Genomic DNA, 16,891 nt, shown 5'->3' on the forward strand with positions numbered 1-16,891 from the left:
CGGCCGGCCGTGGCAGGCGAAACACCGTCCAGGAAGCGGCGCTTTCGGCGTCAGAAGCCGCCGGAGGCGCTCCAGGGCGGTACGGGTCCGGCAGAAGGCGCCACGGCGTCTGCCGAGCACTCGGCCGCGCTCCTGCCCCACGGCGCAGGAGACGACGACGAGCGGGGCCCGAGGGCCTCGCTCGAAGGACTCGGAACCGCGGATCAGGCGGGGCCCCCGACCAGGGCCTCGCGCCTGGCCGCGGTCAGGAACGGCGTCCGCAGGAGCGGCGCGAACGCCAAAGCGGCGCTCGCGTACGTCGCCGACCGGCTCATCGAGAACGCACCACGCGTTCCGGTGCGCGATCTCGCCACGCTGCGCAAGCAGTTCCCCGGCCTCGCTCCCGAGCAGCTGGCGGACAAGCTGGTCGCGGGTGCGGCGAACGCCACTTCCACAGTGGGGGCGGGCATCGGCGCGGCCGCGATGCTGCCCGTACCGCCCGCGATGCCGGCCGAGCTGGCCACAGAGATCGTCAGCGTCGCCGCGATCGAGCTCAAGCTCATCGCCGAGCTCCACGAGGTCTACGGGATACGGCCGCCCGGCTCCCTCAAGGACCGCAGTACCGCCTATCTGACCTCCTGGTCGGAGGAGCGCGGGATCCAGGCGACCAAACCGGCGACGATCGACGCCGCACTCGGCGGCCAGCTCAAACGCGAGCTGCGGCAGCAGATCATGAAGCGCACGGTCCGCAATCTGCCGAATCTCATGCCGTTCCTGGTCGGCGCGGCCGTCGGCGCGGTGATGAACCGCCGGGACACCAGAAAGCTCGCGCACCGGATCCGCAAGGACTTGAGAAGCCGGCAGGTCCCCTGGGACGCCCTGCCCGCGCTACCGCCGCTGGAACAGCCCAAGGAGCCCCTGGAGACGACGTTCATCCCCAGAGAGCTCGGGCGCTGAGGCAAGTCCCCGTCAGGCCGCGCGAACGGCCGCGAGAGCGGCAGCCAGCGCCTTCGGGTTCCGGGTCGAGAGGTAGAGATACGGCGTCGGGTCGGCCGGGTCCGTGACCTCGACCCGCAGGGCCGTCGGCACATAGCTCCGCAGCAGCATGAATGCCCGTGTATCGGCTTTGTACGAGCGCCAGGCGCGCGCTTCCTCCGCGTCCAGCACCTCGGCCTCGCCGAGCGCGGACAGCGGGATCCGCGCGTCGCCCGCGACCAGTGAGCCGGCCACCACCCGGATACGGGCCGAGCCGTACGAACTCACCACGACCGCCGCGACCGCGGTGGCGGCGATCAGGCCCCCGAGCAGCGCCGGCGGACCGAACGGCAGCAGGATGAGGCCGCCCGCGACACCCACGAGGGCAGCGATGAGCCACCACGAACGGGGCGCGGTGAGACGTTCTTCGTAGTGCGGGGCGGAAGGCTGCATGAAACCAAGCTTGGCACGGTGCGACCTGCGGGTACCCGCGCGGGTAAGGTCAGCGCCTGTGAGTACTGCGAAATCCCGGGGGGCGGCCCCCGGTTCCCCGGCCCGCGCTGCGGCTCTGACCCCTCCGGCCGACGCCATACCGCCGGTTCGGCACCCCGACGCCCCGGCCCCAGGTGAGCTCCTCGGCTCGCACTACGAGCACTGCTTCGGCTGCGGCGAGGGCCAGCCCCACGGGCTGCACCTCCAGGCACGGGCCGGGGAGGGTGTCCGCATCACCGCCGAATTCACCGTCAAGCCGGCCCACCAGGGCGCGCCCGGCCTCGCGCACGGCGGCGTCCTCGCCACGGCTCTGGACGAGACCCTCGGCTCGCTGAACTGGCTGCTGCGGGTGATCGCGGTGACCGGCCGGCTCGAGACCGATTTCGTACGGCCCGTGCCCGTGGACACCGTGCTGCATCTGGAGGCCGAGGTGACCGCGGTCGCCGGCCGCAAGATCTACTCCACCGCCGTGGGCCGGATCGGCGACCCCGGCGGCCCCGTCGCCGTCCGTGCCGATGCCCTTTTCATCGAGGTCAAGGTCGACCACTTCATCGACAACGGCCGCCCGGAGGAGATCCAGGCAGCCATGGCCGACCCCGACCGGATCAGGCGCACCCGCGCCTTCGAGGTGAACCCCTGATGCGTACCCCTGTCGATGTCCTCATCCGCCGGGTCGACCCGGAGGTACCGCTGCCGGCGTACGCGCACGCCGGCGACGCCGGAGCCGATCTGGTCACCTGCGAGGCTGCCGAACTCGCCCCGGGCGAGCGGGCTGTGCTGCCCACCGGAGTGTCCATCGCCCTCCCCGACGGTTACGCCGCCTTCGTGCACCCCCGCTCCGGTCTCGCGGCCCGCTGCGGAGTGGCCCTCGTGAATGCCCCGGGGACGGTGGATGCCGGGTACCGTGGGGAGATCAAGGTGATCGTGGTCAATCTCGACCCGCGCGAGAGTGTGCGGTTCGATCGGTTCGACCGGATTGCCCAACTGGTCGTCCAGCAGGTCGAGAAGGTGCGCTTCCACGAGGTGGCGGAGCTTCCCGGCTCGGCGCGGGCCGAGGGGGGCTTCGGGTCCACCGGCGGTCATGCCGCTGTGGACGGCTCAACGGGTGGGAATCGATACGCTTCGGTCGTATCCGACCGGGAAGGACAGTGACGTGTTCGGACGTCGCAAGAAGAGTGGTTCCGCCGAGGACGCGGCGGACGCAGCGGGCGAGGCCGAGCAGGTCGTCGACGAGCGCGACACGGAGTACGCCGAAGAGGAAGGCTCGCCTCGCCGGGTGAACCTTCCGCCGGAGCCGCGGCCCGACGGCCCCTGGGACGTCTCCGAGGTATCCAAGCCCGGCGAGGGCCGGGTCGACCTGGGCGGACTTTTCGTGCCCGGAGTCGACGGCATGGAGCTGCGCGTCGAGGTCGCGGGTGACGCGATCGTCGCCGCCACCGTCGTACTGCGCGACAGCGCCGTACAGCTGCAGGCCTTCGCAGCGCCCAAGAAGGAAGGCATCTGGAGCGAGGTCCGCGAGGAGATCGCTTCCGGCATCACCCAGCAGGGCGGCATCATCGACGAGGTCGAGGGTCCGCTGGGCTGGGAGCTGCGAGCTCAGGTGCCCGTGCAGCTTCCGGACGGCACCGGCGGCGTGCAGCTGGTGCGATTCATCGGCGTCGACGGGCCGCGGTGGTTCCTGCGCGGAGTGATCTCCGGACAGGGCGCGGTGCAGCCGGAGGCCGCCGGGCTTCTGGAGACGATCTTCCGGGACACCGTCGTCGTACGAGGCGAAGGGCCGATGGCGCCGCGCGACCCGATCGTCCTCAAGCTGCCGGAAGACGCCCAGATGGTGCCCGAGGGCGTGCAGCAGGAGGAGCAGGAAGGCTCGCGCTTCTCCGGAGGCATGGGCCAGTTGCAGCGCGGACCTGAGATCACCGAGGTGCGCTGACTCCTCGACCTGAAATCGACCCGGCCGGTGGGCCGTACTCCCCTGAAGGGAGTACGGCCCACCGGTCTTTTTGCAGGTCAGCGCCGGGCCGGCGCAGATTCCGTATGGGAGTCGTCAAGGAGACGCCCATGGCCGTAAGGGAGCCGTCAACGGTGGCCGAAAAGCGGTCAGGAGGAGGTTTGCTCGAGAGGTCCGAGAATCCGTACCTCATCTAGGAGCACACGATGGCCGACGTGGCCTTCGTCGTCACCACGATCGCGGTTTTCGCGCTGGTGGCGTTCATCGCCAGGGGGGTGGCGAAGCTGTGACTGCCGAGAACATTGTCGGCCTGGTCGTGGCCGTAGCCCTGCTGGGTTACCTCGTCCTCGCCCTTGTGTACCCGGAGAGGTTCTGAGTACAGCTATGAGCCCCCTCCTCGCCGGTGTGCTCCAGATGCTTGCGCTGATCGCCGCGCTCGCTCTCGCATACCGTCCGCTCGGCGACTACATGGCCGGCGTCTACTCCTCGACCAAGCATCTGCGGGTGGAGAAGTGGATCTACAAGGCCATCGGCGCCAACCCCAACGCCGAGATGCGCTGGCCCGCGTACCTGCGCGGTGTCCTCGCCTTCTCGGCGGTGAGTGTTCTCTTCCTCTATCTGCTGCAGCGGCTGCAGGGCAGTCTGCCCGGCTCGCTGGGATTCTCCTCGATCGACCCGGACCAGGCGTTCAACACCGCCGCGTCGTTCGTGTCGAACACCAACTGGCAGTCGTACTACGGCGAGCAGGCCATGGGCCACGTCGTGCAGACCGGCGGCCTGGCGGTACAGAACTTCGTCTCCGCCGCCGTCGGTATCGCCGTCGCGGTGGCCCTTGTGCGGGGCTTCGCCCGCTCCCGCACCGGTGAGCTGGGCAACTTCTGGGCCGACCTGGTCCGCGGCACCGTCCGGATCCTGATCCCGCTCTCCGTGATCGGCGCGATCGTGCTGGTCGCGTGCGGCGCGATCCAGAACTTCGCCGGGATCCACGAGGTCGGCCAGTTCATGGGCGGCTCGCAGCAGTGGAACGGCGGCGCGGTGGCCTCCCAGGAGGCGATCAAGGAGATCGGCACCAACGGTGGCGGTTACTTCAACGCCAACTCGGCCCACCCGTTCGAGAACCCCAACCCGCTCTCGAACCTCTTCGAGATCTTCCTGATCCTGCTCATCCCGTTCTCGCTGACCCGCACCTTCGGCAAGATGGTCGGCTCGATCAAGCAGGGTTACGCGATCCTCGCCACGATGGCCACCATCTGGCTGGGCTTCGTTCTCCTCATGATGTGGACCGAGTTCGCACACCACGGTCCGGCGTTCGAGGTCGCGGGCGGCGCGATGGAGGGCAAGGAGACCCGCTTCGGTATCAGCACCTCGGCGATCTTCTCGGTCTCCACCACGCTCACCTCCACCGGCGCGGTCAACTCCTTCCACTCGTCGAACACCGGTCTGGGCGGCGGCATCAACCTGCTGGGTATGCAGCTGGGTGAGATCGCTCCCGGTGGTGTGGGCTCCGGCCTCTACGGCATGCTGATCCTCGCGATCATCGCGGTGTTCATCGCGGGCCTGATGGTGGGGCGTACGCCCGAGTATCTCGGCAAGAAGATCGGCACCCGCGAGATCAAGCTGGCGGCCTGCTACATCCTCATCACGCCGGCGCTGGTGCTCTGCTTCACCGCCGCCGCGATGGCCCTGCCCACCCCGGTCAACTCGATGACCAACTCGGGTGCGCACGGCTTCTCCGAGATCCTCTACGCCTACACCTCGGGCGCCAACAACAACGGCAGCGCGTTTGCCGGCCTGAACGCGGACACGCAGTGGTTCAACACCACCATCGGTCTCGCGATGCTGCTCGGCCGCTTCCTGCCGATGGTGTTCGTGCTGGCGCTGGCCGGCTCGCTCGCCGAGCAGAAGCCGGTCCCGGCCACCGCTGGCACGCTGCGGACCGAGAAGCCGCTCTTCACCGGTCTGCTGGTCGGCACGATCCTGATCATCACCGGTCTGACCTACTTCCCGGCCCTGGCGCTGGGCCCGCTCGCCGAAGGGCTGGCGTCATGACCATCGACGTAAAGAAGCAAGACGACTCCATGTCCACTACAACGCCCACGCCCGCACCGCACTCGGACGTGCCCACGGGCCACAAGACGGACGCCGGCCGGGTCGGCGGGGGTCTCTTCGACCCCAAGCAGCTGATCAAGTCCTTCCCGGACGCCGTCCGCAAGCTCGACCCGCGGGTGATGATCAAGTCCCCGGTGATGTTCGTGGTCCTGGTCGGCTCCGTGCTGACCACGATCTTCGCGTGTCTGGACCCGACCGACTGGTTCGGCTGGGCGATAGCCGCCTGGCTCTGGCTGACCACGATCTTCGCCAATCTGGCGGAGGCGGTGGCCGAGGGCCGCGGCAAGGCGCAGGCAGACACCCTGCGCAAGGCGAAGACCGACACGGTCGCGCGGCGGCTCGTCGGCAGGACCGAGGAGCGGGTGCCCGGCACCGAGCTGAGTATCGGCGATCTGGTGGTCTGCGAGGCCGGCGACACCATTCCCGGCGACGGAGACGTCGTCGAAGGTGTGGCGTCGGTGGACGAGTCGGCCATCACCGGTGAATCGGCCCCGGTCATTCGCGAGTCGGGCGGCGACCGGTCCGCGGTCACCGGCGGCACCAAGGTGCTCTCCGACCGGATCGTCATCAAGATCACGACGAAGCCGGGCGAGACGTTCATCGACCGGATGATCGCCCTGGTCGAGGGCGCTGCCCGGCAGAAGACGCCCAACGAGATCGCGCTGAACATCCTGCTCGCCTCGTTGACCATCGTCTTTCTGCTCGCCGTCGTCACGCTGCAGCCGTTCGCCAAGTACGCGCACGCCGAGCAGACCATGATCGTGCTGACCGCCCTGCTGGTCTGCCTGATCCCGACCACGATCGGCGCGTTGCTCTCCGCGATCGGCATCGCCGGTATGGACCGGCTGGTGCAGCGCAACGTGCTCGCGATGTCCGGCCGTGCGGTCGAGGCCGCCGGCGATGTCTCCACGCTGCTGCTCGACAAGACCGGCACGATCACCCTCGGCAACCGGCAGGCCGCCGAGTTCGTCCCGGTCAGGGGAGTCACCGAGGCAGAGCTGGCGGACGCCGCCCAGCTCTCCTCGCTCGCCGACGAGACCCCCGAGGGCCGCTCCATCGTCGTCCTGGCGAAGGAGAAGTACGGCCTGCGCGAGCGACACCAGGGCGAGCTGAGCGGCGCCGAGTGGGTCGCCTTCACCGCGCAGACCCGTATGTCCGGCGTCGACCTCGTCGAGAACGGCACGGGCCGCAAGGTCCGCAAGGGCGCGGCCGGCTCGGTCATCACCTGGGTCACCGAGCACGGTGGCCGGGTGGCCGAGGACGCCGACGTCACCGCCAACAAGATCTCGCAAGCGGGCGGTACGCCGCTGCTGGTCGCCGTCGAGGACGACAAGGGCGCCCGGGTACTGGGCGTCATCCACCTCAAGGACGTCGTCAAGGAAGGCATGCGGGAGCGGTTCGACGAGCTGCGCCGTATGGGCATCAAGACGGTCATGATCACGGGCGACAACCCGCTGACCGCGAAGGCGATCGCCGAGGAGGCCGGTGTCGACGACTTCCTCGCCGAGGCCACCCCCGAGGACAAGATGGCGCTGATCAAGCGGGAGCAGGCCGGCGGCAAACTCGTCGCGATGACCGGCGACGGCACCAATGACGCCCCGGCGCTGGCCCAGGCGGACGTCGGGGTGGCCATGAACACCGGTACCTCGGCCGCCAAGGAGGCCGGGAACATGGTGGACCTGGATTCCAACCCGACCAAGCTGATCGAGATCGTGGAGATCGGCAAGCAGCTCCTCATCACCCGGGGCGCGCTCACCACGTTCTCGATCGCCAACGACGTCGCGAAGTACTTCGCGATCATCCCGGCGATGTTCGCGGTGGTCTACCCGGGCCTGGACAAGCTCAACATCATGAACCTGTCCTCTCCGGAGTCGGCGATCCTGTCGGCCGTCATCTTCAACGCGCTGATCATCATCGCGCTGGTGCCGCTCGCCCTGAAGGGCGTGCGGTACAGGCCGACCAGCGCGGACCGGATGCTCCGCCGCAACCTGGGGATCTACGGCCTCGGCGGCCTGATGGCGCCCTTCATCGGCATCAAGATCATCGACGTGCTCATCTCCCTCATCCCTGGCATCGGGTGACGACCATGAACAACTCTGTAGGAAACACAGCACGGTTGATCTGGGCCGGGCTGCGCGCCCTGCTCGTCCTGACCGTCGTCTGCGGCGTCATCTACCCGCTCGCCGTCACCGGGGTGGCCCAAGCCCTGTTCCACGACAAGGCCAACGGTTCCGAGATCAAGTCCGGCGGCAAGGTCGTCGGCTCCGAGCTGATCGGGCAGACCTACAACCTGCCGCTGAAGAAGGGCGAGGAGACCCCCGAGCCCGACCTGAAGTGGTTCCAGCCCCGCCCCTCCAACGGTCTCGGCGTCAACAGCGTCAACACCCAGTACAAGCTCATCCTCTCCGGCGCGACCAACCGCTCCGGCGACAACCCGGAACTCATCAAGTGGGTCACCGACGCCAAGGCCGCCGTCGTCAAGGACAACTCGGTGGGTGGCTACAAGGTCAAGCCCTCGGACGTGCCGGCCGACGCCGTCACGTCCTCGGGGTCCGGTCTGGACCCGCAGATCTCACCCGAGTACGCAGAGCTCCAGGTGCACCGGGTCGCCGAGAAGAACAACCTCTCCGTGGCCCAGGTGGACAAGCTCGTCCAGGACCACACCGACGGCCGCACCCTCGGCTTCATCGGCGAGCCCGGCGTCAACGTCCTCACCCTCAACATCGCACTGAAGGAGCTCGCCGCGAAGGGCTGATCCGCGGGCAACACGGCTGCGGCCCGCTCCATCCGGCGGACCGTGCCCCCGAAACGCCGGGGGTGGGCGTCAGAATCGCGTCAATACGCGGCTGAGGCCCGTCCCCGGCCCGATGTGACCGGATCTCCGGCCGTAAGGTCGACGCAGCGTATACAGCTGTTCCTGAAAGACAATGAGGCCATGGGACGCGGCAAGCTACGGATATATCTCGGGGCTGCACCGGGCGTCGGCAAGACGTACTCGATGCTGTCGGAGGCGCACCGCCGTGTGGAGCGTGGCACGGACTGCGTCGTCGCCTTCGTGGAGCACCACGGACGATCCCGCACCGAAGTGATGCTGCACGGCCTGGAGCAGATCCAGCGCCGCGAGATCGAGTACCGGAGCACCGTCTTCACCGAGATGGATGTCGACGCCGTCCTGGAACGGCATCCCACCGTCGCCCTCGTGGACGAATTGGCCCATACCAATGTGCCCGGCTCGCGCAACGCCAAGCGCTGGCAGGACATCGAGGAACTGATCGGGGCCGGTATCGATGTCATTTCCACTGTCAACATCCAGCACCTCGAGTCCCTCGGCGACGTCGTCGAGTCGATCACCGGCGTACGCCAGCGGGAGACCGTCCCCGACGAGGTCGTCCGCCGCGCGGACCAGATCGAGCTCGTCGACATGTCCCCACAGGCGCTGCGCCGCCGCATGGCCCACGGCAACATCTACACGTCCGACAAGGTCGACGCGGCCCTCTCCAACTACTTCCGCCCCGGAAACCTCACCGCCCTGCGTGAGCTCGCCCTGCTCTGGGTCGCTGACCGGGTCGACGAATACCTCCAGCAGTACCGCGGTGAGCACGACATACGCTCCACCTGGCAGGCCCGCGAGCGCATCGTGGTCGGCCTCACGGGCGGGCCCGAGGGACGCACCCTCATCCGCCGCGCGTCCCGGATGGCCGCCAAGGGCTCCGGCAGCGAGATCCTCGCCGTCTACATCGCCCGCAGCGACGGTCTGACCTCCGCCTCGCCCAAGGAGCTGGCCGCCCAGAGGACCCTGGTCGAAGATCTCGGCGGAACCTTCCACCACGTCATCGGCGACGACGTCCCGTCCTCGCTGCTGGAGTTCGCGCGCGGAGTCAATGCCACGCAGATCGTCCTCGGCTCCAGCCGCCGCAAGGCCTGGCAGTACATCTTCGGCCCCGGCGTCGGCGCGACCGTCGCCCGCGAATCCGGCCCCGACCTCGACGTCCACATCGTCACTCACGACGAGGCCGGCAAGGGCCGGGGACTGCCCGTGGCCCGCGGCGCACGCCTGGGCCGTTCCCGCATCATCGCCGGCTGGCTCGTCGGAGTCGCCGGTCCCGTCCTGCTCTCGCTGATACTGACCGGCCTCGAGGACAGTCCGGGACTCGCCAACGACGTTCTGCTCTTCCTCTTCCTGACCGTGGTGTCGGCGCTGCTCGGCGGACTGCTGCCGGCGCTGGCCTCGGCCGCCGTCGGCTCACTGCTGCTGAACTACTACTTCACCCCGCCCACCCACACCCTGACGATCAGCGACCCGAAGAACATCGTCGCCATAGTGATCTTCTTCGCGGTGGCCGTCGCGGTGGCGTCCGTGGTGGATCTGGCCGCCCGCCGCACCCACCAGGCCGCCAGGCTGCGCGCCGAGTCGGAGATCCTCTCCTTCCTGGCCGGCAGTGTGCTGCGCGGCGAGACCAGGCTCGACGCCCTGTTGGAGCGGGTCCGCGAGACCTTCGCGATGGAGTCGGTGGCGCTGCTCGAGCGGGAGAGCGACGTCGCGCCCTGGACCTGCGCGGGCAGCGTCGGCCCCAGTTCCGTCGTACGTCCCGAGGACGCGGATGTGGACATGCCGGTCGGCGACCATATGGCACTGGCCCTCTCCGGCCGCGTACTGCCCGCCGAGGACCGCCGGGTGCTGGCCGCCTTCGCAGCCCAGGCCGCAGTCGTACTGGACCGGCAGCGGCTGGTCGGACAGGCGGAGGAGGCCCGACGGCTGGCCGAGGGCAACCGCATCCGTACGGCGCTGCTCGCCGCCGTCAGCCATGATCTGCGGACCCCGCTGGCCGCCATCAAGGCCGCCGTCTCCTCGCTCAGGGCCGACGACGTGGCCTGGTCCGAGGAGGACGAGGCCGAACTGCTCGAAGCCATCGAGGACGGCGCCGACCGGCTCGACCATCTCGTCGGCAACCTCCTCGACATGTCCCGGCTGCAGACCGGCACCGTCGCCCCGCTGATCCGGGTGACCGACCTCGACGAAGTCGTTCCGATGGCGCTCGTCGGAGTGCCCGTGGAGAGCGTCGAGCTGGACATCCCGGAGACGCTGCCGATGGTGTCCGTCGACCGCGGGCTGCTGGAGCGGTCGGTCGCCAACATCGTCGAGAACGCCGTCAAGTACAGCCCCGACGCCACGCCGGTCACCGTCGCGGCGAGCGCGCTCGGCGACCGCGTCGAGGTGCGGGTCGCGGACCGCGGACCCGGCGTCCCCGATGACGAGAAGGACCGGATTTTCGAGCCGTTCCAGCGTTACGGTGACGCTCCACGCGGTGCCGGAGTGGGCCTCGGTCTCGCGGTCGCCCGCGGCTTCGTCGAGGCCATGGGCGGCACGCTCACCGCCGAGGACACCCCCGGCGGTGGCATGACCATGGTCCTCACCCTCAGGGCGGCGCCGGGGGTCGTTCCGGTCGCCTCCGACCTTCCCGCCCAGGTGACCTCATGACCGGGACGGCAGCGCGGGGACGGGCGGCAGTACGGACGCCGACGGCAGTGCCGACGGCAGTACAGACGCAGACGGCAGTACAGATCCAGACGGCAGCGCAGAGACAGCAGAGACAACAGTGCGGAAAGGCAGGCCGGCGAAAATGACCCGGGTGCTCGTGGTCGACGACGAGCCGCAGATCGTACGTGCCCTCGTGATCAATCTGAAGGCGCGCAAGTACGAGGTGGACGCGGCCCCCGACGGGGCGACCGCGCTTCAGCTTGCCGCGGCCCGTCACCCCGACGTCGTCGTCCTCGACCTCGGCCTGCCCGACATGGACGGCGTCGAGGTGATCAAGGGTCTGCGTGGCTGGACCCGCGTCCCGATCCTGGTGCTCTCCGCCCGTCACACCTCCGACGAGAAGGTCGAGGCGCTGGACGCCGGCGCCGACGACTATGTCACCAAGCCCTTCGGCATGGACGAACTGCTGGCCCGGCTGCGCGCCGCGGTCCGGCGGGCCGAGCCGGTCGGCGGCGGGGACGACGATCTCGTGATGGTCGAGACGGAGGGCTTCACCGTCGATCTCGCCGCGAAGAAGGTGCAGCGGGACGGCCGTGATGTCCGGCTGACCCCGACCGAGTGGCATCTGCTGGAAGTTCTCGTACGCAACACGGGCCGGCTGGTCAGCCAGAAGCAGCTGCTCCAGGAGGTCTGGGGCCCCTCCTACGGCACGGAGACCAACTATCTGCGGGTCTACATGGCCCAGCTGCGTCGCAAGCTCGAGGCCGATCCCTCGCACCCCAAGCATTTCGTCACCGAGCCGGGCATGGGATACCGCTTCGAGCGTTGATCCGGCGCGGTTCGTGGCCGGTAGGCTTTCTGTATGAGTGCCGTACCCCGTTCCGAGAAGGCCGAGAGGCCGGCGAAGCCCGCCGGCCGCTTCCGCCGCATGCTCGACCGGCTGTCCACCTCCCAAGAGGACCTCGAGTCGGAGGAGCTGCAGGAGGACGCGCAGGCATCGGGGTGCACCCGCATCGCCGAATGCAACGACCGCCAGATAGTACGGGTGACTGGTACCTTGCGCACGGTCACCCTGCGTCCGCGGGCCGGAGTGCCCGCGCTGGAGGCGGAGCTCTTCGACGGCACGGCCCCGCTGGACGTCGTCTGGCTCGGCCGCCGTTCCATCGTGGGCATAGAGCCGGGCCGGAAGCTCATCGCCTCGGGCCGGATCTCCATGAGTCACGGCCGCCGGGTGCTGTTCAACCCCAAATACGAACTCCGACCGCTCGGACAGGAGTAGCCGGTGACGTCTTTCGACAAGCCGACCACCACCACGACGAACGACCAGCAGGACAGCGACGCCAAGGCCGTCACGGAGGCCGCACTCTTCGAGGCCTTCGGCGGCGTACGCGGCATGGTCGAGACGGTCCTGCCCGGGCTGCTCTTCGTCACGATCTTCACGGTCAACAAGGACCTCCACATCTCGGCCATCGCGGCCCTGGCGGTCTCGCTGCTGCTCGTCGCGGTCCGGCTGATCCGCAGGGACACCCTCAAGCACGCCTTCAGCGGGGTCTTCGGAGTGGCTTTCGGTGTCGTCTTCGCGATGATGACCGGCAATGCGAAGGACTTCTATCTGCCGGGCATGATCTACACGCTCGGCCTGGCGGTGGCGTACATCGCGACGACGATCGCGGGCGTGCCGCTGATCGGCCTGATCCTCGGCCCCGTCTTCAAGGAGAACCTCTCCTGGCGGACCCGTAACCCCGGCCGCAAGAAGGCGTACGCCAAGGCCAGCTGGGCCTGGGGCCTGATCCTGCTCGCCAAGTGCGCGATCCTCTTCCCGCTCTACTGGTGGGCCGACACCGCTCAGCTCGGCTGGGTGCTGGTGGCGCTGAAGATCCCGCCGTTCCTGCTCGCGGTGTACCTGACCTGGGTCTTCCTGGCCAAGGCGCCGCCGCCGATCGACGTCTTCGCGGAGATGGAGGCGGAGGAGCAAGCCGAGAAGGAGCGCCGGGACACCGCGGAGCGGCTCGGCGAGGCGGTGCAGAGCCTCGCGGACGGCGCCGATCCCCAGCGCCTGACCGACGGTCCGGCCAAGCACCGCAAGCCGTAGCTCTTCTCGCTCGTACGCCGATGGGGCGCCCGGATCATTCCGGGCGCCCCATCCGCGTACTGCCTGCGAGACCGTACTGCTTGCGCGACTCAGCTCGAAGCGTCCTCCCGGCGTACCGAGAGCAGGTCCTCCAACTGCTCCTCGCGCGCCTGCGCGGCCACGAACAGCAGCTCGTCGCCCGCCTCCAGAGTCTCCTCGGAGCCTGGCGTCAGCACCCGGGAGCCGCGGATGATCGTGACCAGCGAGGTGTCCTCGGGCCAGGCCACATCGCTGACCTGGGTGCCGGCCAGCGCCGACTCCGGGGGCAGCGTGAGCTCGACCAGGTTGGCGTCGCCGTGGCTGAAGCGCAGCAGCCGTACGAGATCGCCGACGCTCACCGCCTCCTCGACCAGAGCCGACATCAGACGCGGCGTGGAGACCGCGACGTCGACACCCCAGGACTCGTTGAACAGCCACTCGTTCTTGGGGTTGTTGACCCGGGCGACCACCCGCGGCACCCCGTACTCGGTCTTCGCCAGCAGCGAGACGACCAGATTGACCTTGTCGTCACCGGTCGCCGCGATCACGACGTTGCAGCGCTGAAGCGCCGCCTCGTCGAGCGAGGTGATCTCGCAGGCGTCGGCCAGCAGCCACTCCGCCTGCGGCACCCGCTCCACCGAGATGGCGGTCGGCGCCTTGTCGATCAGGAGGACCTCGTGCCCGTTCTCCAGCAGCTCGCCCGCGATGGAACGGCCCACCGCGCCGGCGCCCGCAATAGCGACCCGCATCAGTGACCGCCCTCCTCAGGGCCCTCGGCGAAGGCCGCCTCGACCTTCTCGACCTCGTCCGTACGCATCATCACGTGGACGAGATCGCCCTCCTGCAGCACCGTCTGCGACGTCGGCAGAATCGCCTCGCCCAGCCGGGTGAGGAAGGCGACGCGCACGCCGGTCTCCTCCTGCAGGGTGCTGACTTTGTGGCCTATCCAGGAGGCCGAGGTGTGCACCTCGGCGAGCTGCACCCCGCCGCTGGGGTCGCGCCACAGCGGCTCCGAGCCGGACGGCAGCAGCCGCCGCAGCATCTGGTCGGCGGTCCAGCGGACCGTGGCGACGGTCGGAATGCCCAGGCGCTGGTACACCTCGGCGCGCCGCGGGTCGTAGATACGGGCCGCGACGTTCTCGATGCCGAACATCTCGCGCGCCACCCTCGCGGCGATGATGTTGGAGTTGTCGCCGCTGCTGACAGCGGCGAACGCGCCGGCGTCCTCGATCCCCGCTTCGCGCAGGGTGTCCTGGTCGAAACCGACTCCGGTGACGCGGCGGCCGCCGAACCCGGAGCCCAAGCGGCGGAAGGCCGTGGGGTCCTGGTCGACCACGGCGACCGTGTGCCCCTGCTGCTCCAGGGTCTGCGCGAGAGCGGATCCCACTCGCCCGCATCCCATGATGACGATGTGCACGACCGTCCTTCCGGCTGTCAATGGTTTTCTGCTCAGGCTTAACACGGTCAGGGTCTCAGACCGCGGCCCAAGCTACACACGCGCAGTCCGCCCAGGGACCCCCTGTGCGAGGGGAGCAGAAGATTCCGTATCGGTAGGGGTGGGCGGGTGAGCGCCGTTCATACGGAACGCTTACGATCCTCTGCGTGCCCAAACTGACCGACGTGCCCAAGCGGATCCTGATCGGGCGGGCGCTGCGAAGCGACCGACTGGGAGAAACGCTCCTCCCCAAGCGCATCGCGCTTCCCGTCTTCGCCTCCGACCCGCTGTCCTCGGTGGCGTACGCACCGGGCGAAGTTCTCCTGGTGCTCTCCATCGCGGGTGTGTCGGCCTACCACTTCAGCCCCTGGATCGCGGTCGCGGTCGTGGTGCTGATGTTCACCGTCGTCGCCTCCTACCGCCAGAACGTGCACGCCTACCCGAGCGGCGGCGGCGACTACGAGGTCGCCAACACCAACCTCGGGCCCAGGGCCGGCCTCACCGTCGCCAGCGCCCTGCTGGTGGACTACGTCCTCACGGTCGCGGTCTCGATCGCCTCCGGAGTGGAGAACCTCGGCTCAGCGATCCCCTTCGTCGTCGAGCACAAGGTTTTCTGCGCCATCGCGATCATCATCCTGCTGACGCTGATGAACCTGCGCGGCGTGAAGGAGTCGGGCAAGCTCTTCGCCATCCCGACGTACGTCTTCGTCGCCGGTGTCTTCATCATGATCGCCTGGGGCGCCTTCAAGGGCCTGGTGCTCGACGACACCATGAAGGCTCCCACGGCCGATTTCGAGATCAAGGCCGAGCACCAGGGGCTGGCCGGCTTCGCCCTCGTCTTCCTGCTGCTGCGGGCCTTCTCCTCCGGCTGTGCCGCGCTCACCGGCGTCGAGGCGATCAGCAACGGCGTGCCCGCCTTCCGCAAGCCGAAGAGCAAGAACGCCGCGACCACGCTGGCCCTGATGGGCGGTCTCGCCGTCACCATGTTCTGCGGCATCATCGCCCTGGCCATGGCCACCGACGTGAAGATGGCCGAGCAGCCCGCGCAAGACCTGCTGAGCAACGGCAGTCCGGTCGGCGAGAGCTATGTCCAGAACCCGGTGATCTCGCAGGTCGCGGCCGCCGTCTTCGGCGACGGCACATTCTTCTTCGTGGTGCTCGCCGCGGCGACCGCGCTGGTCCTGTTCCTGGCCGCCAACACCGCGTACAACGGCTTCCCGCTGCTCGGCTCGATCCTGGCCCAGGACCGCTATCTGCCGCGCCAGCTGCACACCCGCGGCGACCGGCTCGCCTTCTCCAACGGCATCGTGCTGCTGGCGGGCGCTGCGGTACTCCTGATCTGGCTGTACGGCGCCGACTCGACCAAACTCATCCAGCTCTACATCGTCGGCGTCTTCGTCTCCTTCACGCTCAGCCAGACCGGCATGGTGCGGCACTGGAACCGCCATCTGAAGACCGAGAAGGACCAGGCCAAGCGCCGCCATATGATCCGCTCCCGCGCGATCAACACCTTCGGTGCCTTCTTCACCGGTCTGGTGCTGGTCGTCGTGCTCGCCACCAAGTTCACGCACGGCGCGTGGGTCGCACTGCTCGGCATGGTGATCTTCTACGGGACGATGACCGCGATCCGCAGGCACTACGACCGGGTCTCCGAGGAGATCGCGGCTGCGGAGGAGCGTCCCGACGACTATGTGCGCCCGTCGCGCGTGCACTCCATCGTCCTGGTCTCCAAGATCCACAAGCCGACCCTGCGCGCCCTCGCGTACGCCAAGCTGATGCGCTCCGACAAGCTCGAAGCCATCAGCATCAGCGTCGACCCGGCGGAGACAAAGGCACTCAAGGACGAGTGGGAGCGGCGCGGCATCAATGTGCCGCTGAAGATCCTCGACTCGCCGTACCGCGAGATCACCCGGCCTGCCATCGAATACGTCAAGGGGCTGCGGCGCGAGAGCCCGCGGGACGTGGTCAGCGTGATCATTCCCGAGTATGTGGTGGGGCACTGGTACGAGCACCTGCTGCACAACCAGAGCGCGCTGCGGCTGAAGGGCCGGCTGCTGTTCACGCCCGGGGTGATGGTGACCTCGGTGCCGTACCAGCTGGTGTCCTCGGAGGCCGCGAAGAAGCGGGCGAGGAAGCGCCAGGAGTGGAACGCGCCCGGTTCGGTACGGCGCGGGCCCGTGGACCAGCGGCCCAAGGAGCCCACCGGGAAGAGCTGAGGCTCGCGCCCTCGCGCACTCGCGTCTTCGGGGACTTGCGTCGTCGACGTCCCTGGTCTTCGGGGTCGCACTGGAGCCGAGGTTTCCGCTCGAACGTTCGTGGCAAGCGGCCGGTCGACACCCACGTACAGTGGTGGGTTGTTGTCCG

The 16,891-nt window shown here is 68.7% G+C and carries 16 protein-coding genes; 13 read left to right on the plus strand and 3 right to left on the minus strand.

The genetic code is table 11. The annotated features are described in order from the left end of the window. Positions 1-9 precede the first annotated feature (9 nt). The gene (locus tag OG966_RS30185) at positions 10-936 is read left to right on the plus strand and encodes a hypothetical protein (RefSeq protein WP_326653106.1); all 927 of its coding nucleotides are present in this window, start codon (positions 10-12) and stop codon (positions 934-936) included. A gap of 12 nt (positions 937-948) precedes the next feature. On the opposite strand, the gene OG966_RS30190 is transcribed toward OG966_RS30185, so the two are convergent. Then, complete coding sequence (locus tag OG966_RS30190; RefSeq protein WP_326653107.1) at positions 949-1,407, minus strand: DUF3093 domain-containing protein; 459 nt, start codon at positions 1,405-1,407, stop codon at positions 949-951. A 58-nt stretch (positions 1,408-1,465) separates the two neighbouring features. On the opposite strand from OG966_RS30190, the gene OG966_RS30195 reads away from it, so the two are divergent. The 11 genes from OG966_RS30195 (at position 1,466) to OG966_RS30245 (ending at position 13,074) form a co-directional block, all read left to right on the plus strand. After that, positions 1,466-2,086 carry a PaaI family thioesterase gene (locus tag OG966_RS30195; protein WP_326653108.1) on the plus strand — a complete coding sequence of 207 codons (621 nt, stop codon included), beginning with the start codon at positions 1,466-1,468 and terminating at the stop codon, positions 2,084-2,086. After that, entirely contained in the window at positions 2,083-2,598 is a 516-nt protein-coding gene (dut, locus tag OG966_RS30200; protein WP_326655432.1) for a dUTP diphosphatase, read from the plus strand. The genes OG966_RS30195 and dut overlap by 4 nt, the downstream gene beginning before the upstream one ends. Before the next feature lies 1 nt (position 2,599). After that, a complete protein-coding gene (locus tag OG966_RS30205) occupies positions 2,600-3,376 on the plus strand; it encodes a DUF3710 domain-containing protein (protein WP_326653110.1) in 777 nt (258 codons plus the stop codon). A 304-nt stretch (positions 3,377-3,680) separates the two neighbouring features. Beyond that, positions 3,681-3,770, plus strand: coding sequence for a K(+)-transporting ATPase subunit F (gene kdpF / locus OG966_RS30210; RefSeq protein ID WP_175264873.1), 90 nt, complete (start codon positions 3,681-3,683; stop codon positions 3,768-3,770). 8 nt (positions 3,771-3,778) lie between these two features. Then, on the plus strand, positions 3,779-5,443 hold the full coding sequence (kdpA, locus tag OG966_RS30215; RefSeq protein ID WP_326653112.1) for a potassium-transporting ATPase subunit KdpA: 1,665 nt from the start codon (positions 3,779-3,781) through the stop codon (positions 5,441-5,443). Then, positions 5,440-7,584: a potassium-transporting ATPase subunit KdpB gene (kdpB, locus tag OG966_RS30220; RefSeq protein ID WP_326653114.1), complete on the plus strand. Its 2,145-nt coding sequence runs from the start codon at positions 5,440-5,442 to the stop codon at positions 7,582-7,584. Before kdpA ends, kdpB begins: the two co-directional genes overlap by 4 nt. Before the next feature lie 5 nt (positions 7,585-7,589). Continuing rightward, positions 7,590-8,258 (plus strand): potassium-transporting ATPase subunit C, encoded by a 669-nt coding sequence (locus OG966_RS30225; RefSeq protein ID WP_326653115.1) that lies wholly within the window; start codon positions 7,590-7,592, stop codon positions 8,256-8,258. 180 nt (positions 8,259-8,438) lie between these two features. Continuing rightward, complete coding sequence (locus OG966_RS30230) at positions 8,439-10,982, plus strand: ATP-binding protein (protein ID WP_326653116.1); 2,544 nt, start codon at positions 8,439-8,441, stop codon at positions 10,980-10,982. Positions 10,983-11,124: 142 nt separating this feature from the next. Then, complete coding sequence (locus OG966_RS30235) at positions 11,125-11,811, plus strand: response regulator (RefSeq protein ID WP_326653117.1); 687 nt, start codon at positions 11,125-11,127, stop codon at positions 11,809-11,811. Positions 11,812-11,844: 33 nt separating this feature from the next. After that, the gene (locus OG966_RS30240) at positions 11,845-12,261 is read left to right on the plus strand and encodes an OB-fold nucleic acid binding domain-containing protein (RefSeq protein WP_326653119.1); all 417 of its coding nucleotides are present in this window, start codon (positions 11,845-11,847) and stop codon (positions 12,259-12,261) included. Between the two features lie 3 nt (positions 12,262-12,264). Further along, on the plus strand, positions 12,265-13,074 hold the full coding sequence (locus OG966_RS30245) for a DUF3159 domain-containing protein (protein ID WP_326653120.1): 810 nt from the start codon (positions 12,265-12,267) through the stop codon (positions 13,072-13,074). Between the two features lie 89 nt (positions 13,075-13,163). Here the strand turns inward: OG966_RS30245 and OG966_RS30250 are convergent, their stop codons facing one another. Together OG966_RS30250 and OG966_RS30255 are read right to left on the minus strand one after the other, a co-directional pair. Then, on the minus strand, positions 13,164-13,841 hold the full coding sequence (locus OG966_RS30250; RefSeq protein ID WP_326653121.1) for a potassium channel family protein: 678 nt from the start codon (positions 13,839-13,841) through the stop codon (positions 13,164-13,166). Further along, positions 13,841-14,509: a potassium channel family protein gene (locus OG966_RS30255; RefSeq protein WP_326653122.1), complete on the minus strand. Its 669-nt coding sequence runs from the start codon at positions 14,507-14,509 to the stop codon at positions 13,841-13,843. Before OG966_RS30255 ends, OG966_RS30250 begins: the two co-directional genes overlap by 1 nt. A 185-nt stretch (positions 14,510-14,694) precedes the next feature. Between OG966_RS30255 and OG966_RS30260 the strand changes: the two genes are divergently transcribed. Then, positions 14,695-16,743 carry an APC family permease gene (locus tag OG966_RS30260; RefSeq protein ID WP_326653124.1) on the plus strand — a complete coding sequence of 683 codons (2,049 nt, stop codon included), beginning with the start codon at positions 14,695-14,697 and terminating at the stop codon, positions 16,741-16,743. Positions 16,744-16,891 lie beyond the last annotated feature (148 nt).

It is taken from the genome of Streptomyces sp. NBC_01750, from assembly GCF_035918095.1.
GTDB lineage: Bacteria > Actinomycetota > Actinomycetes > Streptomycetales > Streptomycetaceae > Streptomyces.

Coding starts and splice junctions, on each gene's coding strand:
- OG966_RS30230 (WP_326653116.1), top strand. CDS start 8,439: ATGGGACGCGGCAAGCTACGGATATATCTCGGGGCTGCACCGGGCGTC.
- kdpA (WP_326653112.1), top strand. CDS start 3,779: ATGAGCCCCCTCCTCGCCGGTGTGCTCCAGATGCTTGCGCTGATCGCC.
- OG966_RS30240 (WP_326653119.1), top strand. CDS start 11,845: ATGAGTGCCGTACCCCGTTCCGAGAAGGCCGAGAGGCCGGCGAAGCCC.
- kdpB (WP_326653114.1), top strand. CDS start 5,440: ATGACCATCGACGTAAAGAAGCAAGACGACTCCATGTCCACTACAACG.
- OG966_RS30225 (WP_326653115.1), top strand. CDS start 7,590: ATGAACAACTCTGTAGGAAACACAGCACGGTTGATCTGGGCCGGGCTG.
- OG966_RS30250 (WP_326653121.1), bottom strand. CDS start 13,841: ATGCGGGTCGCTATTGCGGGCGCCGGCGCGGTGGGCCGTTCCATCGCG.
- OG966_RS30235 (WP_326653117.1), top strand. CDS start 11,125: ATGACCCGGGTGCTCGTGGTCGACGACGAGCCGCAGATCGTACGTGCC.
- OG966_RS30190 (WP_326653107.1), bottom strand. CDS start 1,407: ATGCAGCCTTCCGCCCCGCACTACGAAGAACGTCTCACCGCGCCCCGT.